This window comes from Planomonospora sp. ID67723 (assembly GCF_015711605.1).
GTDB lineage: Bacteria > Actinomycetota > Actinomycetes > Streptosporangiales > Streptosporangiaceae > Planomonospora_A.
In genome coordinates, this window is the sequence record NZ_JABTEZ010000001.1 from 2,065,877 (window position 1) to 2,089,148 (window position 23,272).

Sequence of the window (23,272 nt, forward strand, 5' to 3'; positions counted from 1 at the left end):
CTAGGCTTGGGATCCAGCAGAGACGACACAGGGGGCGAAGCTGGAGTGGGCGACCTCGCCAAGATCTTCAAAGCGTACGATGTGCGCGGCGTCGTGCCGGACGAGTTCGACGAGGACGCCGCCGAGGCCGTCGGCGCGGCCTTCGTGGAGGTGATCGGGGCGGACAGGCTCGTGCTCGCCCACGACATGCGCTCCTCGTCCGGGCCGCTGGCCGCGGCCTTCGCCCGGGGGGCGACCTCGCGGGGCGCCGACGTGGTCCACGCCGGCCTGGGCTCCACCGACCTGCTCTACTACGCGAGCGGCAGCCTCGGGCTGCCCGGTGTGATGTTCACCGCCAGCCACAACCCGGCGCGCTACAACGGGATGAAGATGTGCCGCGCGGGCGCCGTGCCGATCGGCGGCGACACCGGGCTCACCGAGATCCGCGACCGGGCCGCCGAGATCCTCAAGGACGGGGCGGCCGGGCCGGGGGGCGGCACGGTCACCGGCCAGGACGTGCTGGCGGGCTACGCCCGGCACCTGCGCACGCTGGTGGACCTGACCGGCATCCGCCCGCTGAAGGTCGTCGTCGACGCGGGCAACGGGATGGCCGGGCACACGGTCCCCGAGGTGTTCGGCCAGGAGCCGAAGCTGCCCGTCGAGCTGGTCCCGCTCTACTTCGAGCTGGACGGCACCTTCCCCAACCACGAGGCCAACCCGATCGAGCCGGAGAACCTGCGTGACCTGCAGAAGGCCGTGATCGACACCGGTGCCGACCTCGGCCTGGCCTTCGACGGCGACGCCGACCGCTGCTGGGTGGTCGACGAGCGCGGCGAGTCGGTCTCGCCGTCCACGATCACCGCCCTGGTCGCCGCCCGCGAGCTGGTCAAGCACCCCGGCTCCGTGATCATCCACAACCTGATCACCTCGCAGGGCGTCCCGGAGATCGTCGCCGAGCGCGGCGGGACACCGGTCCGGACCCGGGTGGGCCACTCCTTCATCAAGGCGGAGATGGCCAGGACCGGCGCGGTCTTCGGCGGCGAGCACTCCGCCCACTACTACTTCCGCGACTTCTGGTTCGCCGACTCCGGCATGCTGGCCGCGCTGCACGTGCTGGCCGCCCTGGGGGAGCAGGACCGGCCGCTCTCGGAGGTCCTGGCCGACTACGCCCGCTACACCGCCTCCGGCGAGATCAACAGCACCGTCGCCGACCAGGCCGCCGCGACGGCCCGCGTCCGCGAGACCTTCGCCGGGCGCGACGGCGTCACCTTCGACGAGCTGGACGGCATGACCGTGTCCGGTCCCGGATGGTGGTTCAATCTTCGTCCGTCCAACACCGAGCCGCTGCTCCGGCTGAACGCCGAGGCGGCCGACGAGATTCAGATGGCAGCGATCAGGGACGAAGTCCTGGCTGCCGTGAGGAGCTGACCGAGTGAAGATCGACGACTGGCTGCTGGAGATCCTGGCCTGTCCGAGCTGCAAGTCCCCGCTGCGCGCCGAGTCCGAGGCGGATGAGCTGGCCTGCACCTCCGCCGCGTGCGGGCTGGTCTACCCGGTCCGCGACGACATCCCGGTCCTGCTGGTCGACGAGGCGCGCAAGCCGTGAACTGGGACGCCGACCGGCTCGATGACCTCAAGCTGCTGGAGGAGGCCGACCCGGAAGGCATGCTGCGCGCGGTGGCCGCCTCGGCGGCCCAGATCCGCACCTCCTACCGGGCGGCCCGCGAGGCGGGCGTGCCGGCGTTGGCCGGGGACGGCCGTCCCCGGGCCATCGTGGTCGCGGGGATGGGCGGGTCCGGCATCGCCGGCGACGTCCTCGAGGCGGTGTGCGGCAACGGCGCCCCGCTGCCGATCGTGACCGTGCGCTCCTACCGGCTGCCCGGCTGGGTCGGGGCGACCGACCTGGTCATCGCGGTCTCCTGCTCGGGCAACACCGAGGAGACGCTCGCGGTGGCGGCCGAGGCGGTGCGCCGGGGCTGCAACCTGCTCGCCGTGGGCGCCGCGGGCTCGTCGCTGGAGGACATCGCCCGGCAGGCGGGGGCCGTGTTCGTGCCCATCGCCGCAGGAGGGCAGCCGCGTGCCGGGGTCTGGGCGCTCTCGGTCCCGCTCATCGTCGCCGCGGCCGGGCTCGGCCTGGTCGAGGCGGACGAGGAGGTGTTCGAGGCGGCGGCCGGGAGGCTGGAGGAGATCTCGCACCGCTGCCGTCCGGCGAGCGAGACGTTCATCAACCCCGGCAAGTCGCTGGCCATGGAGCTGGCCGGGACGGTGCCGATGATCTGGGCCTCCTCCCGGCCGGCCGCGGTCGCCGCCTACCGGTGGGCCTGCCAGCTCAACGAGAACGCCAAGTATCCGGCGATCTGGGGCGAGATCCCGGAGGTCAGCCACAACCAGGTGGTCGCCTTCGACGGCCCGCTGGCCGAGCGGGACATCTTCGCCGAAGAGGCCGGCAGGACGCTGCGGCTGTTCGTGCTGCGCGACGTGGACGAGCACCCGCAGGTGGCTCGCCGGCGCGAGGCGTCCGTGCGGATGGCGCAGGACCGGGGCGTGCCGGTCACCGAGGTCGCCGCGGAGGGCCTGCACCCGCTGGAGCGGCTGGCCACGCTGATCGGGCTCGGCGACTACGCGAGTACGTACCTCGCGCTGGGGTACGGCATCGATCCGACCCCGGTGTCGGCGATCAACGAACTCAAGGCGAGAATCTCCTAATAGGATTCTGTCTTGATTTTTCCGGAATTGACTGAGTGGAGGCTGCCGTGAGCGCGAGCGGCGGTACAAAGGCGATCGTCGCGGCACTGGCCGCCAACCTGTCGATCGCGGCGGCCAAGTTCGTCGCGTTCGCTTTCACCGGCTCGTCGGCCATGCTCGCGGAGGGCATCCACTCCGTGGCCGACTCGGGCAACCAGGCGCTGCTGCTGCTCGGCGGCAAGCGGGCCGCTCGGGAGCGCACCCCCGAGCACCCCTTCGGCTACGGCCGGGAACGCTACTTCTACGCGTTCGTGGTGGCGGTCGTGCTGTTCACGATCGGCGCGCTGTTCTCCATCTATGAGGGCATCCACAAGCTCGGCAGTAAGGAACCGCTCGACAGGCCGGAGTGGGCGTTCGGCGTGCTGATCTTCGCGATCATCGCCGAGACGTTCTCCTTCCGCACCGCGATCAAGGAGTCGAACGCGGTCCGCGGCGACCAGTCCTGGATCTCGTTCATCCGCCGCTCCAAGTCCCCCGAGCTGCCGGTCATCGTCCTGGAGGACCTCGGCGCGCTGCTCGGCCTGATCTTCGCGCTCTTCGGCGTGACGATGGCCGTGGTCACCGGCGACCCCGTCTGGGACGCCATCGGCACCCTGATGATCGGCGCCCTGCTCGGGATCATCGCGATCATCCTGGCGATCGAGACCAAGTCGCTGCTGATCGGCGAGGGCGCCGGCCCCGAGGTCGAGAAGCAGATCTGCGCCGCGCTGCAGGGTTCGCCCGAGGTCAGCAAGGTCATCCACATGCGCACCCTGCACCTGGGCCCGGAGGAGATCCTGGTCGCCGCCAAGATCGCGGTGCAGCATGACGACACCGCCGCCGACGTGGCCCGCGGCATCGACGAGGCCGAGCGCCGCGTCCGCGCCGCCGTCCCCGAGGCCCGCGTCATCTACCTGGAGCCCGACCTCTACCGCGAGACCGCCGCTTCCAACGGCGGCGCCCCCTCCGGGACCGCCTGACCCCGCTCGGCACCGCCGCACGCCGTACCGCCCCGGAGAGGGTTTCTCCTCCCTCCGACCGGGGCGGTTCCGCGTCCGGAGGCCGGGTCCATCAGGGCACGGCCAAGGCCGTGTCCGGCCGCCTCAGGACTGCGGCACGACCAGGCCGGTCTCGTAGGCGTGGATCACGGCCTGGGTGCGGTCGCGCAGGCCGAGCTTGGCCAGCAGGGCGACGTCCGGACGGGTGTCCCGGGCCAGCAGCACGGCCTGCGCGCCGTCCGGGGCGGTGCCCACCACGGTGAGGTCCGGCTGGGCGTCGAGCACCGCCGCGAACCCGCGCAGCACGATCGGCTGGTCGTCGGCCACGAGAACGCGGACCGGATCGCCGCAGGACCGGGGTCCGGGCGCCGCGGAGGTCTGCGAGGGCTCCGGGGAGGCCGTTCCGGGTCCGGCCGGCAGGCGGTCCCCGACGGCCATTCGAGGGGGAGTCCCGTCTGGATCAGGAAGCCGCCGTTCGGGCCCGCCCCGGCGGTGAACCAGCCGCCGAACGCGAGCGCCCGCTCGCGCATCCCGACCAGTCCGTGCCCGCCGGCGTCCTCTCCGGACGGGCCCGGGCCGTCGTCGGCGATCCGCAGGACCAGCAGGTTCGGCCGGTAGGCGAGCTCGATGGAGACCCGGGCCCCCGGCGCGTGAACGCGGGCGTTGGTGAGCGCCTCCTGGACGATCCGGTAGGCCGAGACGTCCACGGCCTGCGGCACCTGGACCCGCTCGCCGACCACGTCCAGGTCGACCTCGCCGTCGTGCTGCCCGATCAGCTCGGGAGCCGTGCCAGCCCCGGTTGCGGCGCGGTCTCCGGCGCGGTGGTGATGTCGGCGCGGAGCACGCCGAGCAGGCGGCGCATCTCGGTGAGGGTGCTCCGGGCACTCGTCGCGATCTCGGCGAACTCCTGTTTCACCCGGTCGTCGAGGCCGGGGAGCGTGTAGGGCGCGGTCTCGGCCTGGACGGCGACCATCGAGATCGAGTGGGCCACGATGTCGTGCATCTCCCGGGCGATCCTCGCCCGCTCGGCCATCGCCGCCTGCTCCTGGAGGACCTCCAGGTTGTCGGCCCTGACCTCCTTGATCTCCGTACGGCTCCGCCGTACGTCCGCCAGGAGCGCCGTCGTCGCGACCACGCCGGTGAAGAGGACCACGACGAGGCCCCCGCTCCAGAGGCCGCTCCAGAGGTACGGCCATGACCAGAGGTACGCGGTGGCCATGACGATCGCCGCGAAGGCCCCGCCGAGGCACACCACCAGCGTCCAGGCGGCAGGGCGGCTGAGCCGGCGCAGGATCGTGTAGAGGGAGAGCACACCCGAGACGGCGACGGCGATCGGGGGCTCGTACACGCCCGCCAGCACCAGCCCGACGGCCCCGAGGAAGGTCAGCGCGACGGCCGGCCACGGGTGGGAGCGGCGGATCGCCAGCGGGGCGGTGGCCAGCAGGGCGGACGGCAGGGCGGTGGCCGTGTGGTCCGCGGCGACCTGCAGGAGCGCGGCGACCGCCAGAACGGCGGCGACGGCGACATCGGTGAGCCGTGAAGAGACGGCGCGCCCGATGTCGAGGGCGGCCAGCCGTTCTTCGGCACGGCTCGGCTTGGTGGTGACATCCATGAGGTGAATCCTCCCGGCCCCGGAAGACGCTGTCGTCACTCCTGGGCGCGATCCGGCGGGTGGTTCCCCGCGCGGCCCGCCGGGTCGGCGCGGCCGGTGCCGTGGGCGGGCCGGACGGGCCCGGCGCGGCCCAGCAGGCGCAGGGCCTTCTCCTTCTCGAAGTCCAGGGCCCGGCGCGGGGCCTGCAGGCGGCCGATCCGCAGGCCCAGGTCCCGTACGGCCTGCGCCACCGCGGGCTCGCTGAGCACCCGCAACGCGAAGGCGAGCTCTCCGGGGGAGATGTCGAAGCGCCGCTCCAGCTCCACGCCCTGGGCCACGGCGGCGAGCTCGTCGGGGCCGAACCGGCGGTGCGCCCCCTGCTCCCTCACCGGCGGGAGCAGACCCAGCGCCTCGCGATAGCGGAGCATCCGGGGGGACATTCCCAGTCGCCTGGCGGCCTCGGTGATGCGCATTCTGACAATCTTATGTCACTTTAACGGCTAGTGGAGTGCGGCAGGCCCAGGGGCGCGTCTAGACTCGCAGGCGTTGACTTTCCGGTAGAGGGGTAATCACATGGACTTCAAGGTCGCCGACCTTTCCCTTGCGGCCTTCGGGCGCAAGGAGATCCAGCTCGCCGAGCACGAGATGCCCGGTCTGATGGCCATCCGCAAGGAGTACGCCGCCGCGCAGCCGCTGGCCGGGGCGAAGATCATGGGCTCGCTGCACATGACCATCCAGACCGCCGTGCTCATCGAGACGCTGGTCGCGCTCGGCGCCGAGGTCCGCTGGGTGAGCTGCAACATCTTCTCCACCCAGGACCACGCCGCCGCGGCCGTCGTCGTCGGCCCCGAGGGCACCGTCGACGAGCCCAAGGGCGTCCCGGTCTTCGCCTGGAAGGGCGAGACCCTCGAAGAGTACTGGTGGTGCACCGAGCAGGCCCTCATGTGGCCCGGCGGCGACGGCCCCAACATGATCCTCGACGACGGCGGCGACGCCACCCTCCTCGTCCACAAGGGCGCCGAGTACGAGAAGGCCGGGGCCGTACCCAGCGTCGCCGAGGACGACCCGGAGGAGTGGAAGGTCATCATCGACCTGCTCCGCCGTACCGTCACCGCCGAGAAGAAGTGGACCGAGATCGCCTCGCGCATCAAGGGCGTCACCGAGGAGACCACCACCGGCGTCCACCGCCTCTACGAGATGTTCAAGGCCGGCACCCTGCTCTTCCCGGCGATCAACGTCAACGACTCGGTGACCAAGTCGAAGTTCGACAACAAGTACGGCTGCCGCCACTCGGTCATCGACGGCCTCAACCGCGCCACCGACGTGCTGATCGGCGGCAAGGTCGCGGTCGTGGCCGGCTACGGCGACGTCGGCAAGGGCTGCGCCGACGCGCTGCGCGGCCAGGGCGCCCGCGTCATCGTCACCGAGATCGACCCGATCTGCGCGCTCCAGGCGGCCATGGACGGTTTCCAGGTCACCACCCTGGAAGACGTCGTCGAGATCGCCGACATCTTCGTCACCACGACCGGCAACTTCGACATCATCACGGCCGACCACATGTCCCGGATGAAGCACAACGCCATCGTGTCCAACATCGGCCACTTCGACAACGAGATCGACATGGCCGGCCTGGCGAAGATCCCCGGCATCGTGAAGGAGGAGGTCAAGCCCCAGGTCCACACCTGGACCTTCCCCGACGGCCACGCCATCATCGTGCTCGCCGAGGGCCGCCTGATGAACCTGGGCTGCGCCACCGGCCACCCGTCGTTCGTCATGTCGAACTCGTTCACCAACCAGGTGATCGCCCAGATCGAGCTGTTCACCAAGACCGAGGACTACCCGGTCGGCGTCTACGTGCTCCCCAAGCACCTCGACGAGAAGGTCGCCCGCCTCCACCTCGACGCCCTGGGCGTGAAGCTCACCGAGCTCACCAAGGCGCAGGCCGACTACATCGGCGTCCCGGTCGAGGGCCCCTACAAGGCCGACCACTACCGCTACTAGGCCGCTGTCAGGCCGTCGCAACCGAGGCCCCCGCGCGAGCCGCGGGGGCCTTCGGGCTATCAAGGGGGAGATGTGGACAGCGCGCTGGGGCAGGCCGGGGAGCGGCGGATCGGCTGGGCGGCGCGGGCGATGCCCGTGCTCACCGCGATCGGGGCGCGGTTCGCGGCCGAGCGGCCGCTGGAGGGTCTGCGGATCGCCGCGTGCCTGCACGTCACGGCGGAGACCGCGGTGCTGATGGGGACGCTGCGGGCCGGCGGCGCCGAGATCGCGCTGGCCGCCTCCAACCCGCTCTCCACGCAGGACGACGTGGCCGCCGCGCTGGGCGAGTACGGCGTCACGGTCCACGCCCGGGCCGGGGTGGACCGGGAGACCTACTACCGCCACATCCACCAGGCGCTCGACATCGCCCCGGAGATCGTCCTCGACGACGGCTGCGACCTGGTGAACATCCTGCACACCGAGCGGACCGAGTTGCTCGACGGGGTCCGCGGCGGGTGCGAGGAGACCACGACCGGTGTCATCCGCCTCCGGCAGATGACCGCCGAGCAGGCCCTGCGCTTCCCGGTGGTCGCCGTCAACGACACCAGGACCAAGCGGATGTTCGACAACCGGTACGGCACCGGCCAGTCCACGGTCGACGGCATCATGCGCGCCACCAACACCCTGCTGGCGGGCAAGACCGTGGTGGTCGCCGGGTTCGGCTACTGCGGCAGGGGCGTGGCCGAGCGGGCCAGGGGGCTCGGCGCGCGGGTGGTCGTCACCGAGATCGACCCGGTCAAGGCGCTGGACGCCTCGCTGCAGGGCTACGACGTGCGGTCGATGGCCGCGGCGGCGCCCGAGGGGGACGTGTTCGTCACGGTCACCGGCAACCGCGACGTGATCAGGGGCGAGCACCTGGCCGTGATGAAGGACGGTGCGATCCTGGCCAACGCGGGCCACTTCGACATCGAGATCGACGTGCGGGCGCTGGACGGGCTGGCGCAGGCCGTCCACCACGGGGTGCGCCCGAACACCGACGAGTACGTCCTCGCCGACGGCCGCAGGCTCCTGCTGCTCGCCGAGGGCCGCCTGGTCAACCTGACGGCGGCCGAGGGGCATCCGGCCGCCGTCATGGACATGTCCTTCTCCGCCCAGGCCCTCGTGGTCGCCTGGCTGGCCCGGGACCCGGTACGGCCGCCGGGCGTGTACGACGTCCCCGAGGAGCTGGACGTGGAGGTGGCGCGGCTCAAGCTGGCCGCGGCCGGGATCGAGGTGGACGAGCTGACCGGCGAGCAGGAGCGGTATCTCCGCTCCTGGCGGGCGGGGTCGTAGACCGGAGCCCGGGACCGGGCGGCCACGCGAGCCTACGGGGCCGCCTGCATGGCGAGCATGTGACGGATCTCGGCGCTCTGGCCCGCGGTGACGTCGCCGGCGAGCTCCTGGATCCTGAGGTGCGAGCCGCCGGTGAGAACCTGCCTGGACATCGTGATGGCGCCCTGGTGATGGGCGATCATCAGCCGGAGGAAGAGCCGGTCGAACTCCTCGCCCGTGGCCGCCTTCAGCGCCTCCATCTGCTCCGGGGCGGCCATGCCGGGCATTCCGGCGTGGCCGGCGTGGTGGCCGGGAAGCCGCTGCCTCTGCTCCTGCAGCCAGGAGGTCATGAACTGGATCTCCGGCGCCTGCGCGTCCTGGATGCGCGAGGCGAGGGTCTTGAGCTTCGCCGACCGGGCCCGGGTGGGGGCCAGGACCGCCATGTCGAGGGCCTGCCGGTGATGGACGATCATGTCCTGGGCGTACTTCACGTCCACGGCGTTGGCCGTCGGGGTGGGCACGAGCGTGGCGGCCTCCTGCGGCCCGGCCGTCCGGGCGCTCTCGCCGGGCCTGCCGGGAACGACGACCGGCACGGTCGATCCGGCGGCGGGCCGCTGGTCGGCCCCGGAACTGCAGCCGGACAGGGACACGGTGAGGGACAGCGCGGCGATGGCCGTGAGGATGAGCGCGGCGCGCACCCGGCCTCCTTCGCGGATAGGGTCCGTGCCCAGCAACCTAGCCTTTGACGATCCGCCGGGTAAAGACGGGCGATCCGGAGTTTTCGGCGGAGGAGACGGCCGTGGTCCGGCGGATGGCCGCCCACGCCCGGTACGGCGGGGGCGCGACGGCTGTAAACCGTATAGCCGCCGGCGGTCACGGTAAAGGTGTCAATCTAGATGTTTCTCCTTACACCCTGATGTCTGGCTGATCTGATCGGCGGGGCTGACAATTTGGGTCGTTTCTGTGCGCCTTCTCTCCGTTCTCCCAGGAGGCTCCGAGTGTTCACCCCACGAAGAACCGGTCGTACCCTCATCATGGTTGCGGCCGCAGTCGCGTTACTCGCGCCCACCGCGTCAGCCCAGGCAGCGGAGATCCCGCCGCCTGACCAGATCGTCACGAGCCCCAACGTGTCGTACGTGACCACGGTTCCGAAGCCCGCAGGGCTGGAGAACACGATCAACACCGACATCGCCTTCCAGGACGGATACGCCTACGTCGGCAACTACGGCGGCTTCTCGATCTACGACATCCGCGACCCGAAGCAGGCCAAGGCCGTCGGCTCCGTCGTGTGCCCCGGCTCGCAGATGGACGTGGCGGTCTACGGGAACCTGCTGTTCGGCGCCGTCGACTCCTCCCGCAACAACGACTCCTGCAGCAGCACCGCGCAGTCCGCGACGGTCAAGGAGTCGTGGGAGGGCGTCCGGATCTTCGACATCAGCGACAAGGCCAACCCGAAGTACATCAAGTCCGTCGAGACCAACTGCGGCTCGCACACCCTGACCCTGGTCCCGGGCAAGGGCCGCGACCACCGGCGCAACGTCTACCTCTACGTCTCCTCCTACCGGCCGGACGTCACCCTCCCCGACTGCCAGCCCCCGCACGACAAGATCTCCGTCATCAAGGTGCCGCTCAGGAAGCCGACGGACGCGGCCGTCGTCGCCACCCCCGTGGTCTTCCCCGACGGCGGCAACGAGACCCAGCCGGGCCTGCTGCTGCCGACCAGCGGCTGCCACGACATCACCGTCTACGCCGAGAAGAACATCGCCGCGGGCGCCTGCATGGGTGACGGCGTGCTCTTCGACATCTCCGACCGGGAGAACCCCGTGGTGACCGCCCGCGTCACCGACCCGAACTTCGCGTTCTGGCACTCGGCGACGTTCAACAACTCGGCCACCAAGGTCGTCTTCACCGACGAGCTCGGCGGCGGCAGCGGCGCCACCTGCAACGAGGCCACCGGCCCGAACCGGGGCGCGGACGCCATCTTCGACATCGTCGACGGCCAGCTCGTCTTCAAGAGCTACTTCAAGATCCCCCGCCACCAGGCCGACAACGAGAACTGCGTCGCCCACAACGGCTCGCTGATCCCGGTCAAGGGCAAGGACATCATGGTCCAGGCCTGGTACCAGGGCGGCATCTCGATCTGGGACTTCACCGACTCGGCCAACCCGCAGGAGATCGGCTTCTTCGAGCGCGGGCCCGAGTCCCTCCCCGGCGGGGGCGGCATCTGGTCGGCCTACTACTACAACGGTCACATCTACGGCAGCGACTTCCACAAGGGGTTCGACGTCGTCAAGATCAGTGACCGGCGTACCGATCCGGCCCGTCACGTCCGCGTGAACCGGCTGAACGTGCAGACCCAGGAGTCCTACCGCGGCCACGGCCACTGGTAGCGCCTCCCCGAGAGTCCCGGGGGAACGGCGGGCCCGCCCCGTCGTTCCCCCGTCTCATTGTCCGGGCCTCCGGCCCCGGGACGGAGGCCGCCGCGAAGCCGTACGGCGTGCTCGCGGCTCAGGAGGGCGGGGTGAAGCCGCCGGGCGCAGGCAGCCCGGCAGGAGGTGCGGGCGCGGCCGTACGCGGCTGCGGGGCCGGGCCGTACGGCGGAAGGAAGTCGGGGGAGGACGGCTGCGCCGGGCCGTGCGGGTGAGCGCCGTGACGCGCGGCGGCACGGCGCATCAGGCGGTCCAGGTGGCGGCGGCGCCGTTCGGCCAGGACCGCGGAGAGGTAGGCGTACGGCGGCACGCCGGGCGGCGGGGGCGGGGTGACGAAGGCGGCGGTCCGGGCCGCGATGCGGTTGCCCATCTCGTACTCGGCGGCGGGCGAGAGGTCGTGGCGGCGCGTGAGGTACTGCCGGGCGGTGTGGATCAGGTCCTCCGGCAGCTGGGAGAGCTCCAGGGTCGTCGCCCAGCCGGCCAGTTGCGGCGGCATCTGCGGCGGCGGGCCCACGGCGCGCGGGCCGCGCTCGGAGATCACGATCGTCCCGGCGAAGACGTCGCCGAGCCGCTTGCCCTTCGGGGACAGGAGCGAGCAGATGACGGCCGGGCCGCCGCTGAGCGCGTAGATCTCGACGAAGCCGGCCAGCGCGCGGAAGAGCGCCTGCCGGAACAGCTCCGGGCTGCCGTCGTCGCCGACCACCCGCAGCCCGAGGGCGAGCTTGCCGAGGGTGCGTCCCCGGGTCAGTGTCTCGGTCAGCACGGGGTAACCGACGAAGACCAGCACGACGAACAGGATCAGGAACGCCTGGACCAGCGAGGAGTCCGTCACGGTGGTCGTGTTCGACACGATGAGGAGGACGGCGGCCATCGCCGCGCCCTGCACGACGAGGTCGACCAGGAAGGCGGCCGCCCGGACCGGCAGTTGCGCGGTCTGCACGTCGACGACGACTGCGTCACCGGTTACCAGATCGGACACACGATCGACCCTACCGCCGTGCCGGCCGTACCGGGATGCCGGGCTCCCGCCCCGGCCCGGGGGGCGAGAGGTCGCGTGGCGGGTTCCGGAGCGCGGCCAATAGGCTCGGGACGTGGACATCGACGCCTTCGTGACCGCCAACCAGCCGACCTGGGACCGCCTGGAGCACCTGGTGCGGCGGCGCCGGTCCCTCGACGGGGCGGAGGTCGACGAGCTGGTCGAGCTCTACCAGCGGGTCGCGACGCACCTGTCCATCGTGCGATCGTCGTCCCGCGACCCCCTCCTGGCCGGGAGACTGTCGTCCCTGGTGGCCAGGGCCCGGTCGGCCGTCACCGGAGCGCACGCGCCCGCCTGGCGGGAGTTCGTCAGGTTCTGGACGGTCTCGTTCCCCGTCGCCGCCTACCGGTCCTGGCGCTGGTGGCTGGGGGCGACACTCGCCTCGGCCGTGGTCGCGGTGGTCGCGGGGGCGTGGGTGGCGAGCAGCCCGGAGGTGCAGGCGGCGCTCGGCACCCCCGAGGAGATCCGGCAGCTCGTCGAACACGACTTCGCCGACTACTACAGCGAGAACCCCGCGGGGTCCTTCGCCGCGCACGTGTGGACGAACAACGCCTGGGTGGCGGCGCAGTGCATCGCGTTCTCGGTCCTGCTGGGCGTGCCGATCCTGTACGTCCTGCTGGCGAACGCGCTCAACGTCGGGGTCCTGGGCGGCCTGATGGCCGCGGCGGGCAAGAGCGACATCTTCTTCGGTCTGATCATCCCGCACGGGCTGCTGGAACTGACCGCCGTCTTCCTCGCGGCGGGCGCGGGCATGAAGCTGGGCTGGACCGTGATCGACCCCGGGCCGCGCCCGCGCGGCCAGGCGCTGGCCGAGCAGGGGCGTGTGATCGTCAGCGTCGCGCTCGGCCTGGTCGTGGTCCTGTTCGTCTCCGGCCTGATCGAGGCGCTGGTCACCCCGTCCCCGCTGCCGACCTGGGCGCGGATCGGCATCGGAGTGATCGCCGAGGCGGCCTTCCTCGGTTACGTGATCTACTTCGGGCGGCGGGCGGTCCGGGCGGGGGAGAGCGGCGACGTCGAGCGCGCTCCGGACGTCGTCCCGGCGGCCTGAGCCCTTTCGGGGCTGTTTATCCCTTTTGTCTGTCTTTCCACTAAAGTCACTCCACGCTGTCCGCCGACCGTGGAGACCTCCGTGACCACCGCTCTGCGCGCCATGCTGGCCTTCGCCCTGCTGACCGGCTTCTACGTTCTGGTGGGGCTCGTTCTCGCGGCGGCCGTCCTCTTCGACGTCTGGCTGTTCTTCGTCGACTTCCACGCCACCGGGTTGAAGGTCGCGATCCTGCTGACCCTCGCCGCCGGCGCGCTCGTCCGGGCGCTGTGGGTGGTCAGCCGCAGGAAGCACGGTGAGGAGCCCGGCGTGGCCGTCTCCCGGGAGCAGGAGCCCGAGCTGTGGCGGACGGTCGAGGAACTGGCCCTGCGCGTCCGTACCCCGGCGCCCGACGAGATCCGCCTCGTCGCGGAGGTGAACGCGGCGGTGTCCGAGGACACCCGGTTCCTCGGCCTGCGGGCGACCCGGCGCCGCATGTACATCGGCCTGCCGCTGCTGCAGGTCCTCACCGTCGACGAGATGCGCGCGGTGCTCGGGCACGAACTGGGTCACTACAGCGAGGCGCACACCCGTCTCGGCGCGCCCGTCTACCGGGGCAGGGTCGCCCTGCTCGCGACCGTGGAGGGGCTGGGCAACCATCCGATCGTCCAGCGCCTGTTCGCCTGGTACGGCAAGCTCTACCTGCGCGTCTCGCAGGCCGTCTCGCGCCGGCAGGAGCTGGAGGCCGACGAGTTCGCGGTGATGATCGCGGGCCGGGAGGCGATGACGGGCGCGCTGCGCAAGATCCATTCGACGGCGCTGGCCTGGGACCTGTTCGCGGACTGCTACCTGACCCTGGTGGGTGCGGGGGGCAACCGCCCCGCTCGCGTGCTGGAGGGATTCCACGCGGTGCTCGGCGATCCGGCCAGGCAGGCGGAGGTCGCCCGGGCGAGCGAACAGCCGGAGGAGCTCTCCCCGTACGACTCCCACCCCGGCCTGGGAGACCGGCTCGCGGCGATCGCCCTGCTTCCCGAACCGGGGCACCCGCCCGACTCCCGGCCCGCGTCGGCGCTCCTCGCCGATCCGGGTGCCGCCGCCGGTGCCGTGGAGCAGACCCTCTGGAGCCCGCAGGCGCTGTCCGGGCTTCGGCCGGTCTCCTGGGAGGAGCTGACCGAGCGGGGGATGTACGCCGTCCGCAACGAGGAGGCGCTGCACGACCTGTCCGTCGCGGGCCAGCGGGTCATGGGCACCGACCGGCCGTATCTGGACGCCGCTTTCGAGGCGCTCGCCCGCGGGCGGCACGCCGAGCTGGAGGCCGAACTGAGGCGGCTCGGCTGGAACCCCTCCGGCACGCTGCTCCCGGGCGTGCTCGGGCAGGCGCTGGAGGCCACGCTGGTCCAGCACGGGCAGGCCCGGTGGACGCTTTCGTGGTCCGGCCCCGCCCGGCTGCTGTTCGACGACGGCGAGGAGGTCATGGTGACGGAGTACGCGGCCCGAGTCGTCGCCGACCCCTCGGGCGTGCCCGGCATGCGCGAGTGGCTGGCGGGGCTGGGCGTCGCACCGGACTACGCGCCCGCCTGAGTCCGCCTCCGGAGTCGCCGGGCGAGGGATCTCCCCGGCCCCGGCTCAGGCGCCCGCGGCCCGGCCCCTCAGAGCCGCCCTGCGGCCTTCAGCGCCAGGTAGGCGTCGGCGAGGGCGGGCGCGAGCTGCTCGGGGAGCGCGTCGACGACCTCGACACCGTGGCTGCGCAACCGCGAGGTCATCCGCCGGCGTTCGCCGCGCAGGTGCTCGGCCGCCGCGGCGTCATAGACCTGCTCCAAGGTCTCCCTGCCCTCGGCCATGGCGGCGACCCGCGGATCGGAGACGGCGGCGAGCAGGACCAGGTGGCGGGAGGCGAGCTGGGGGAGCACCGGGAGCAGGCCCTCCTCCATCGCGGCCGGATTCAGGTCGGTGAGCAGCACCACCAGGCAGCGGTGGGAGGCCCTGGCCATGATTGCGGTGACCATGCTCTCCGAGTCGGCCTCGATCAGCTCCGCCTCGATCGGCGCCATGGTGTCGACCAGGACCGACAGCAGCTCGGTGCGGGAGGCTCCGGTCACCCAGGCGCGGACCGCGCGGTCGTGGGCGAGGAAGTCCACCCGGTCGCCGGCGCGGGTCGCGAGCGCGGCGAGCAGCAGCGCTGCGTCCAGCGACCAGTCCAGACGGGGCCAGCCCGACGGGTCGCCGGAGGCGGGGTCCACCCCGACGCGCCCCGCCGAGGTGCGGCTGGTGTCGAGCACGATCAGCACGCGCCGGTCCCGCTCCGGACGCCAGGTCCGCACCACGACGTCGCTGCGCCTGGCCGTCGCCCGCCAGTCGATGGAGCGCACGTCGTCGCCGGCCACGTACTCCCGCAGGGAGTCGAACTCGGTGCCCTGGCCGCGGATCAGCACGGGGTTGCGGCCCTCCAGCTCCCGCAGCCGGGAGAGCTTGGCGGGAAGGTGGGTCCGGCTGAGGAAGGGCGGCAGCACCCGGACCGCCCAGGGCACGGCGTGCGAGCCCTGCCGCGCGGCCAGGCCCAGCGGCCCGACCGAGCGGATCGTGACCCCGGCGGACTCGCGGTCGCCCCGCCGCAGCGGAACCAGCGTGGTCACCACCCGGCGGCGTTCCCCGGCGGGGACGTCAAGCGGCTGCTCCCGCGGCTTCGCGCGGGCGCTGGGGGACCAGGCGTCCCTGAGCCGGCCGCGCACCCGCCGCCGCCCGGGGTTCTCCACGGTCAGGACCACTTCGACGGAGTCGCCGAGCCGTACCCTGCGCTCCCCGGAGCGCTCCAGCCGCAGCGGGCGGACGGCCCCGGCGAGTAGCAGGTCCACCGTGACCAGCGCCGCCAGGAGCAGGAGCAGCCCGAGCACGGCGGCGCCCGGCTGCGGGGCGAACAGCACCGCGAGCGCGCCCACGGCGGCCAGCAGCCCCGTGCGTCCGGTGAGCGCCATCAGCGCGGTACGGGGACGGCGGTGAGGATGCCGTCGAGGACGCCGTCGGGAGTGGCTCCTTCCAGCTCGGCCTCGGGGCGCAGCTGGATCCGGTGCCTGAGCGCGGGCAGGGCCAGCGCCTTGATGTCGTCCGGGGTGACGTAGCCGCGGCCGGAGAGCCAGGCCCAGGCGCGGGAGGCGGCCAGCAGCGCGGTCGCGCCTCGCGGGGAGACGCCCATGCGCAGGGACGGCGACTGCCGGGTGGCCCGGGCGATGTCCACGGCGTAGCCGAGGACCTCGGGGCCCACGTGCACCTGGGCGACCGCCGCGCGTCCCACGGCCAGGTCATCGGCCGAGGTCACCGCCTTGATCTGGGACAGGTCCCTGGGGTCGAAGCCGAGCGCGTGCCGTTCCAGCACCGCGATCTCCTGCTCGCGCGAGGGGAGCGGCACGGTGAGCTTGAGCAGGAACCGGTCGAGCTGGGCCTCGGGAAGCTGGTAGGTGCCCTCGTACTCGATCGGGTTCTGCGTGGCCGCCACGATGAACGGGTCGGGCAGCATGCGGGCGGCGCCCTCGACGCTGACCTGCCGCTCCTCCATGGCCTCCAGCAGGGCGGCCTGGGTCTTGGGCGGCGTGCGGTTGATCTCGTCGGCGAGCAGCAGGTTGGTGAAGACCGGGCCCTCGTGGAACTCGAACTCCGAGGTCTTCGCGTCGTAGACCAGCGAGCCCGTCACGTCGCCCGGCATCAGGTCCGGGGTGAACTGCACGCGCTTGAAATCCATGGACAGCGCGGTGGCCATGGTGCGCACGAGCAGGGTCTTGGCGACGCCGGGGACGCCTTCGAGCAGCACGTGGCCCCGGCAGAGCAGCGCGATCACCAGGCCGGTGACCACGGCGTCCTGGCCCACGACGGCCTTGGCGACCTCGGTGCGCAGCGACGCGAGCGAGGCGCGGGCCGTGTCGCCGCCCGCGCTCCGCTCCGCGCCGGGCAGCCGGCTCGGATAGGCGATGGTCTGCTGGGGACCGGGCTCGGGCCCCGCACCAGGCATGGTCACGCGTTCTTCTCCCCCGTGCTGACGTGCTCGCTCACGAGCCCTCCTCCGTCGGCCGCGTTCGCGACGCTGCTGTGCTCATGGCTCGCTCGCTCCGCTCGCTCACGAGCCCTCCTCCGTCGGCCGCGTTCGCGACGCTGCTGTGCTCATGGCTCGCTCGCTCCGCTCGCTCACGAGTCTCGTACCTGCCTTTCCAGGGTGTCGAGGTGCCGGGCCAGGGCCACGAGCCCCGCGTCGTCTCCTGGTGCCGCGCCGTACAGTACGGCCCCCGCCTGCTGAGCATCTTGCCCGGTCCGCATGGCGACGGCGGCCACGACCCCCGCGGGAGTGACATCTCCGGCCAGCCCGAGACGCGGGACGATCCGGTCGAGGGCCGCGGCCCGCAGAGCCGCCGCCGCCCGGTCGCGGGCTCCGTGGGACCGGTAGAGGCGTCCCCTGCCCTCCACGGTCTCGGCCGCGCGCACGACGACCGGCAGCCGCTCGGCGACCACCGGGCCGAGCCTGCGGGCCCGCCAGAACGCGACCAGCACGACGGCCACGAGAAGCTGCACGGCGGCCCACTTGACCCCGGCGGGGACGAGGTCGGCGAAGGAGGTCTCACCGTCGGCCGGACCGGCCTGCGGGAACGTCGGCGCCAGCCAGACCACGACCGGCCGGGAGCCGGCCAGGTTCATCGCGAGGGCGGCGTCGCCCTCCTCGGCCAGCCTCCGGTTGGTCATGAACTCGCCGGAGCCGAGGACGGTGACGGTCCTGCCGCCGTCGGTGTAGCCGATCAGGCCGCCGCCGTAGCAGCTCGACGCCCCGGGAGGGGGGTTGTAGGAGACGCCGCCGGTCACGGCGCCGCCCGCCTTCACCGCGGCCGGCAGTGTGCAGCCCGGCGCGCGCGGCTCCACGTCCGTCAGCGCGCCCGCGGAGACCCCCGGGGCGAGTGCCTGCAGCGCCTCGGTCACGGGCTCGACGAGCAGGCGGTCGCCGGGCAGCGTGGCGAGGTCGTCCATCAGCCACCCGGCGGCGAGGAACTCGGTCCTCGTCACCAGCAGCAGCGACTCGGGAGCGGCCAGCTCCCTGGCCTCGTCGACGCTGCGCGCGGGCCGTATCTCGACGCCCTGGTCACGCAGGAGCTGGGCGAGGGCGTGCGCGCCGGCCGGGGTCGTCGCCTCGGGGTCGAGGTATCCGCCGGGACGCGGCCGGGACACCAGCACGGTCACCGCGGCGAGCACGATCATGAAGGCCAGGACGCCGAGCACCCCCCGCCAGCGCCGCCAGAGGTCCTGCGCGCGCGGCGACGTCGGCGCACTCGCGGGCGCGGGTACGGAGACGGACGACTCAGCGGTCATCGGGACGCTCCCGACAGCACCGGCCTGGCCTGGCGGAGGAGCTCGTCGAGGGCGGCCATGCGCCGGTAGCCCTCCGCCGTGCCGGGCAGGTCGCCGTAGGTGACGTCGTCGAAGAGCCTGGCGCCCTCGGCCAGCTCGGCCGCGGCGCCGGGCAGCACCCGGGCGGCCTCGGCGGCCAGCTCGTCCGCGGTGCGGCCGGGCAGGCGTTCGACGACGGCCCGGTCCTCCAGGTCACGGGCGATGGCCCGCAGCCGCTCCCTGATCGCCTCGGACCAGCGGCCCGCGGCCGCGTGGGCCTCGGCGACGGCCCGGTGCTCGGCCGCCGTGCGGGACGGCCCGCCGAACAGCTCGCCGCCGCCGTCGCCGGTGCGGGCACGCGTGGCCCTGCGCGCCATCGACAGGACCGGGAGGGCGACGCCGAGGATGATCAGGATCAGCAGGATGATCGAGAACCAGCCACCGGGCACGCCGGAGGCGGAGTCGATCAGGTCGCCCAGCCAGTCCCTCGCGCCTTCGAGGAGCCGGTCCCACCAGGACTCCTTGGGATAGGTCGACTTGGCCAGCTCGCGGGCGGCCGCCTCCTGGGCGGCCTCCCGCGTGATGTCGACCGGGACGTCGGAGATCACCGGGGCCAGGCTCCCGGGTCCTGGGGCGGGTAGCCGTAGCCCTGATGGCCCTGGGGCGGGGTCCCGTAGCCGTAGGGCTGGGCGCCCGCGGCGTGGGAGGGGTGCCACAGGTCCTCGGCGGCCGGGCCGTGGACGCCGCGCTGACGGTCCGTGGCGGCGGTCTGGAGCACCAGGTCGAACGCCTCGCTGCGCATGCGCCGGTCGGCGTAGAGCAGCGCGGTGACGGCGGCGGAGAAGGGGTTGGTGATCGTCCCGGCGATGATGCCGCCCAGCGCGCCCAGCACGAGGGAGATCGTGAGCCCCGCCTGGATCTCCGAGACATCGGTGGGGGCCGCGAACTGGCCGGCGAGGGAGAACGGCACGCCCACGGCCGCGCCGACCAGGCCGGCGATGACGGCGGTGAGCAGCAGGATGCCGAAGACGCGCCAGAAGTCCCCCTTGACCAGGCGGAACGACCTGCTGATCGCGGTGAACGCGCCGGCGCGCTCCAGGACGATCACCGGCCCGGCGAGGCTGAGCTTGGTGTAGAGGAACACCGCGCCGACGATGCCGCCGACGCCGAGGACGAGGCCCACCACGACGGCGAGGGCGGCCGGGGCGTTCGTCGCGATGAGCACCCCGATCAGCGCGCTCGCCGCCGCGACGAGCGCGATCATGATGCCGAAGACCATGACGACCTGGAGCAGCGCCAGCCCCAGCAGGGGGAGCACCCGGCCGCGGGTCAGCCGCCAGGCCTGCCCGATGGAGACCGACTCGCCGAACACGGAGCGGCCCAGCACGCTGGTGAGCATGCCGCTCAGCACGATGATCGCGATCATCTGGAGGACGGCGCCGACGAGGGTGCCCAGGAAGAAGGCGCCGAAGGCGCCGAAGAGCTGCGAGGGGTCGTTGGCCACCGAGGCGGGGTTGGTGACGATGACGTCCGCCAGGGCGCCCAGGGCCGGGATCTGCACGGCCAGGACGAGGAGCTGGGAGACCGCGGTCACCAGCGCCGCCAGGCCCAGGGTGGCCTTGGGGTTGCCCCGGATGAACTGCACCGCGCCGTTGTAGATGTCGCCCAGGGTGAGGGGGCGAAGCGGGATGATGCCGGGCTTGAGCGCCGGCGGGGCGCCGTAGGAAGGGGCTCCGTAGCCGTAGGGCTGCTGGCCGTAGGGGCCCGGTGCGCCGCCGTAGGGCTGCTGGCCGTACGGGCCGGGGGCGCCGCCGTAGGGCTGCTGGCCGCCGTACGGGCCGGGCGGCCCGCCGTACGGGCCGGGCGGCCCGCCGTACGGGTTTCCCGGACCCTGCGCGGGACCGCCCTGCGGGGCGGTGCCGCCGGAGCCGGGGGTGGCCCACGGCGCCGGCCCCTGGCCGCCGTAGGGCGGAGGCTGGTTGGACGCCCAGCCCGATGGCGTGTCGGGGTTGAAGCCGTGACCGTCTGACATATCCCAATCCTGGCATGAGGGGCCGCTGATTGGGCTGTTCGGGGGGATTGTTCGAGGGGATCAGAAGGGGTTTCGCGCCCGGGACGGGTGGGATACGCCGCAGGGATGGCCGAGGAGCGGCGTTTACCGCAGACTGTGATGGTGACCGCCTTCTCGCTCGGCGTCCGAGGTCGCCGAGTCCGGAAGCGGCCATCCGGGGGCGCCGCCGCACACTTCGCGCCGCGCGGGCCTAAAATTCGGCATCCGGACGCCGACCACCTGATTGTGTCATCCGGTGGTTGGGCAAGGGTAACCTTCAGTAATCGTGCGGTTTGCCGTGGAAACTCCCTACCTGCGTAAAACGAATGAGGGGCCATGAAAGGACGCGTGCTGGTCGTCGACGACGACGCCGCTCTCGCCGAGATGCTCGGCATCGTGCTGCGCGGAGAGGGCTTCGAACCTTCCTTCGTCTCCGACGGGGACAAGGCGCTCGACGCGTTCCGCGACACCCGGCCGGACCTGGTCCTGCTGGACCTGATGCTGCCCGGCGCCGACGGCATCGACGTCTGCCGCCGGATCCGCGCCGAGTCCGGTGTCCCCATCGTCATGCTGACGGCCAAGAGCGACACCATCGACGTGGTGCTCGGCCTGGAGTCCGGCGCCGACGACTACATCGTCAAGCCGTTCAAGCCCAAGGAGCTCGTGGCCCGGGTCCGCGCGCGGCTGCGCCGCACCGACGAGCCCACGCCGGAGATCCTGCAGATCGGCGACATCACCATCGACGTCGCCGGGCACTCGGTCAAGCGCGGCGAGGAGACCATCAACCTCACGCCGCTCGAGTTCGACCTGCTGGTCGCGCTCGCCCGCAAGCCCCGCCAGGTGTTCACCCGCGAGGTCCTGCTGGAGCAGGTCTGGGGTTACCGGCACGCGGCCGACACCCGGCTGGTCAACGTGCACGTCCAGCGGCTCCGCGCCAAGATCGAGAAGGACCCGGAGCACCCGGAGATCGTGGTGACGGTCCGCGGCGTGGGCTACAAGGCCGGCCCGGCCTGAGCTGAGCCCGGCCTTTCCCCCGGACCCCGACATGTCCCCCGCGAAGAAGCGCCGCCGTACCCCCCGCCAGCTGGCGCGGGGTGCCCGGCGGCGTACCCGGCGCGCGGCCGGCCGGCTGCGCCGGGTCTTCTGGCGGTCCCTCCAGCTGCGCGTGGTCACCAGCACGCTGGTCATCTCCATAGCGGTGGTCGCGGTGCTCGGGGTGTTCCTGGAGCAGCAGATCAGCACGGCCGTGCTGAACGACCGCGAGCGGGCCGCGACGAGCGAGGCGCAGGCCGACCGCAGGGCGGTCCTCGGCTTCCTGACCCAGCCGGAGAGCGAGGCGGCCAAGCAGTCCGGCGACGCCGGCAAGACGCTCCAGTCCGGCGAGGAGAGCCCGCTCGGCCGGGTGACCGGGGAGCTGGCCAACCGGGCGGGCTCCGCCGGCCGCTACTCGGTGATCATCCGTAACAGGAGGCTGCCGGGCGCGTTCTTCGGCACCATGAACATCGACGAGCGCAGCGTGACGGAGAAGATGCGCGAGGAGGTGCTCACGAAGGAGGCGGGCGAGAACGGCTCCTGGTACAGCGAGCTCTACTACAAGGACCGCGGGGGCCGGCCGGTTCCCGGCCTGGTGATCGGCACGCGCCTGGACACCACGAGCGCCCCCCTGGTCGACGACGGATACGAGATCTACCACCTGGTCCCGCTGGACAAGGAGGAGAAGACCCTCACCTCCGTCCGGCAGATGCTCGTCGTGGTCGGCGTCGGCCTGGTGCTCCTGCTCGCCGCCATCGCCTTCCTGGTCACCCGCCAGGTGGTCACGCCGGTACGGCTCACGCGACAGGCCGCGGAGCGGCTGGCCGCCGGGCGGCTGGACGAGCGGCTCAAGGTGCGCGGCGAGGACGACCTCGCCCGTCTGGCCGCCTCCTTCAACGAGATGGCCGCCAACCTGGCGCTGAAGATCCACCAGCTGGAGGAGCTCTCCCAGGTGCAGCGGCAGTTCGTCTCCGACGTCTCGCACGAGCTGCGCACCCCGCTGACCACCGTGCGGATGGCCGCGGACCTGCTCTACGACGCCCGCGAGGACTTCGACCCGATGGCCGCGCGCTCGGCCGAGCTGATGCAGAACCAGCTGGAGCGGTTCGAGTCGATGCTCGCCGACCTGCTGGAGATCAGCCGCTACGACGCGGGGGCGGCCACGCTCGACGTCGACTCGGTCGACGTCAGGGATGTGGTGCTGCGCGCGGTCGCCGACTCCGAGGCGCTCGCCGAGCGCCACTCCACCCGCTTCGACCTGCGCCTGCCCGGTGAGCCCTGCATGGCCGAGATGGACAGCCGCCGCGTCGAGCGCATCCTGCGCAACCTGCTGTTCAACGCGATCGAGCACGGCGAGGGCCGGGACATCGTCGTCTCGGTCGGCGCCGACCGGGACGCGGTGGCGGTGGCCGTACGGGACCACGGGGTGGGCCTGAAGCCGGGCGAGGAGAACATGGTCTTCGACCGGTTCTGGCGGGCCGACCCCTCCCGGGCGCGGACCATCGGCGGCACCGGGCTCGGCCTGGCCATCTCCCGCGAGGACGCGATCCTGCACGGCGGCTGGCTCCAGGCGTGGGGGTCGCCGGGCGAGGGCTCGCAGTTCCGGCTCTCGCTACCCCGGACGGCCGGGACGGAGCTGAAGGGGTCGCCGCTGCCGCTGGTGCCGCCGGAGGTGGAGATGCGGCGGACGTGGCGGGGGCACATGACGCCCATGCTGGCGCCGGCGGCGGCCGACGGGGGACGCGATGCGGAGTAGGACG

21 protein-coding genes and 1 pseudogene are annotated in these 23,272 nt (G+C 72.4%); 11 read left to right on the forward strand and 11 right to left on the reverse strand.

Going from position 1 to position 23,272, the window contains the following annotated elements:
* Positions 1–45 precede the first annotated feature (45 nt).
* From HS041_RS09790 to HS041_RS09805, 4 genes are read left to right on the forward strand one after another with little or no spacing between them, the layout of a single operon-like run.
* A complete protein-coding gene (locus HS041_RS09790) occupies positions 46–1,407 on the forward strand; it encodes a phosphomannomutase/phosphoglucomutase (protein ID WP_196440863.1) in 1,362 nt (453 codons plus the stop codon).
* Positions 1,408–1,411: 4 nt separating this feature from the next.
* On the forward strand, positions 1,412–1,585 hold the full coding sequence (locus HS041_RS09795) for a Trm112 family protein (protein ID WP_196440144.1): 174 nt from the start codon (positions 1,412–1,414) through the stop codon (positions 1,583–1,585).
* Positions 1,582–2,685 carry a bifunctional phosphoglucose/phosphomannose isomerase gene (locus HS041_RS09800; RefSeq protein WP_196440145.1) on the forward strand — a complete coding sequence of 368 codons (1,104 nt, stop codon included), beginning with the start codon at positions 1,582–1,584 and terminating at the stop codon, positions 2,683–2,685. Before HS041_RS09795 ends, HS041_RS09800 begins: the two co-directional genes overlap by 4 nt.
* A gap of 47 nt (positions 2,686–2,732) precedes the next feature.
* Positions 2,733–3,683 carry a cation diffusion facilitator family transporter gene (locus tag HS041_RS09805; RefSeq protein WP_196440146.1) on the forward strand — a complete coding sequence of 317 codons (951 nt, stop codon included), beginning with the start codon at positions 2,733–2,735 and terminating at the stop codon, positions 3,681–3,683.
* Between the two features lie 123 nt (positions 3,684–3,806).
* Here HS041_RS09805 and HS041_RS09810 read toward each other — a convergent pair whose 3' ends face one another.
* The 4 genes and pseudogenes from HS041_RS09810 to HS041_RS09820 form a co-directional block, all read right to left on the reverse strand.
* The gene (locus HS041_RS09810) at positions 3,807–4,139 is read right to left on the reverse strand and encodes a response regulator transcription factor (protein WP_196440147.1); all 333 of its coding nucleotides are present in this window, start codon (positions 4,137–4,139) and stop codon (positions 3,807–3,809) included.
* A gap of 14 nt (positions 4,140–4,153) precedes the next feature.
* Positions 4,154–4,441, reverse strand: a pseudogene (locus tag HS041_RS40395) (sensor histidine kinase); the annotation flags it as partial.
* Between the two features lie 32 nt (positions 4,442–4,473).
* A complete protein-coding gene (locus tag HS041_RS09815) occupies positions 4,474–5,313 on the reverse strand; it encodes a sensor histidine kinase (RefSeq protein WP_196440148.1) in 840 nt (279 codons plus the stop codon).
* 35 nt (positions 5,314–5,348) lie between these two features.
* Positions 5,349–5,765, reverse strand: coding sequence for a MerR family transcriptional regulator (locus tag HS041_RS09820; RefSeq protein ID WP_196440149.1), 417 nt, complete (start codon positions 5,763–5,765; stop codon positions 5,349–5,351).
* A gap of 100 nt (positions 5,766–5,865) precedes the next feature.
* Between HS041_RS09820 and ahcY the strand changes: the two genes are divergently transcribed.
* Both ahcY and HS041_RS09830 read left to right on the forward strand, forming a co-directional pair.
* Positions 5,866–7,293: an adenosylhomocysteinase gene (gene ahcY, locus HS041_RS09825; protein ID WP_196440150.1), complete on the forward strand. Its 1,428-nt coding sequence runs from the start codon at positions 5,866–5,868 to the stop codon at positions 7,291–7,293.
* Between the two features lie 72 nt (positions 7,294–7,365).
* Positions 7,366–8,604 (forward strand): adenosylhomocysteinase, encoded by a 1,239-nt coding sequence (locus HS041_RS09830; RefSeq protein ID WP_196440151.1) that lies wholly within the window; start codon positions 7,366–7,368, stop codon positions 8,602–8,604.
* Between the two features lie 32 nt (positions 8,605–8,636).
* Here HS041_RS09830 and HS041_RS09835 read toward each other — a convergent pair whose 3' ends face one another.
* A complete protein-coding gene (locus HS041_RS09835; RefSeq protein ID WP_196440152.1) occupies positions 8,637–9,281 on the reverse strand; it encodes a DUF305 domain-containing protein in 645 nt (214 codons plus the stop codon).
* Positions 9,282–9,617: 336 nt separating this feature from the next.
* Between HS041_RS09835 and HS041_RS09840 the strand changes: the two genes are divergently transcribed.
* Positions 9,618–10,973, forward strand: coding sequence for an LVIVD repeat-containing protein (locus tag HS041_RS09840; protein WP_230878504.1), 1,356 nt, complete (start codon positions 9,618–9,620; stop codon positions 10,971–10,973).
* A gap of 118 nt (positions 10,974–11,091) precedes the next feature.
* On the opposite strand, the gene HS041_RS09845 is transcribed toward HS041_RS09840, so the two are convergent.
* Positions 11,092–11,991, reverse strand: a complete 900-nt coding sequence (locus tag HS041_RS09845; RefSeq protein WP_307845223.1) for an RDD family protein — start codon at positions 11,989–11,991, stop codon at positions 11,092–11,094.
* A 112-nt stretch (positions 11,992–12,103) separates the two neighbouring features.
* On the opposite strand from HS041_RS09845, the gene HS041_RS09850 reads away from it, so the two are divergent.
* Together HS041_RS09850 and HS041_RS09855 are read left to right on the forward strand one after the other, a co-directional pair.
* A complete protein-coding gene (locus HS041_RS09850) occupies positions 12,104–13,096 on the forward strand; it encodes a stage II sporulation protein M (protein ID WP_196440155.1) in 993 nt (330 codons plus the stop codon).
* Positions 13,097–13,177: 81 nt separating this feature from the next.
* Positions 13,178–14,653 (forward strand): M48 family metallopeptidase, encoded by a 1,476-nt coding sequence (locus tag HS041_RS09855; RefSeq protein WP_196440156.1) that lies wholly within the window; start codon positions 13,178–13,180, stop codon positions 14,651–14,653.
* 68 nt (positions 14,654–14,721) lie between these two features.
* On the opposite strand, the gene HS041_RS09860 is transcribed toward HS041_RS09855, so the two are convergent.
* The 5 genes from HS041_RS09860 to HS041_RS09875 form a co-directional block, all read right to left on the reverse strand.
* Positions 14,722–16,044, reverse strand: coding sequence for a DUF58 domain-containing protein (locus HS041_RS09860; protein WP_196440157.1), 1,323 nt, complete (start codon positions 16,042–16,044; stop codon positions 14,722–14,724).
* A complete protein-coding gene (locus tag HS041_RS09865) occupies positions 16,044–17,072 on the reverse strand; it encodes an AAA family ATPase (protein ID WP_196440864.1) in 1,029 nt (342 codons plus the stop codon). The genes HS041_RS09860 and HS041_RS09865 overlap by 1 nt, the downstream gene beginning before the upstream one ends.
* Positions 17,073–17,245: 173 nt before the next feature.
* Positions 17,246–18,412, reverse strand: coding sequence for a DUF4350 domain-containing protein (locus HS041_RS09870; RefSeq protein ID WP_196440158.1), 1,167 nt, complete (start codon positions 18,410–18,412; stop codon positions 17,246–17,248).
* Complete coding sequence (locus HS041_RS38165; RefSeq protein WP_307845224.1) at positions 18,409–19,038, reverse strand: DUF4129 domain-containing protein; 630 nt, start codon at positions 19,036–19,038, stop codon at positions 18,409–18,411. The genes HS041_RS09870 and HS041_RS38165 overlap by 4 nt, the downstream gene beginning before the upstream one ends.
* On the reverse strand, positions 19,035–20,462 hold the full coding sequence (locus HS041_RS09875; RefSeq protein WP_230878505.1) for a DUF7847 domain-containing protein: 1,428 nt from the start codon (positions 20,460–20,462) through the stop codon (positions 19,035–19,037). Before HS041_RS09875 ends, HS041_RS38165 begins: the two co-directional genes overlap by 4 nt.
* 354 nt (positions 20,463–20,816) lie before the next feature.
* On the opposite strand from HS041_RS09875, the gene mtrA reads away from it, so the two are divergent.
* Both mtrA and mtrB read left to right on the forward strand, forming a co-directional pair.
* Positions 20,817–21,494: an MtrAB system response regulator MtrA gene (gene mtrA, locus HS041_RS09880; protein ID WP_030509347.1), complete on the forward strand. Its 678-nt coding sequence runs from the start codon at positions 20,817–20,819 to the stop codon at positions 21,492–21,494.
* Positions 21,495–21,525: 31 nt separating this feature from the next.
* Positions 21,526–23,268: an MtrAB system histidine kinase MtrB gene (gene mtrB / locus HS041_RS09885; protein ID WP_196440159.1), complete on the forward strand. Its 1,743-nt coding sequence runs from the start codon at positions 21,526–21,528 to the stop codon at positions 23,266–23,268.
* The last annotated feature ends 4 nt before the right edge of the window (positions 23,269–23,272 follow it).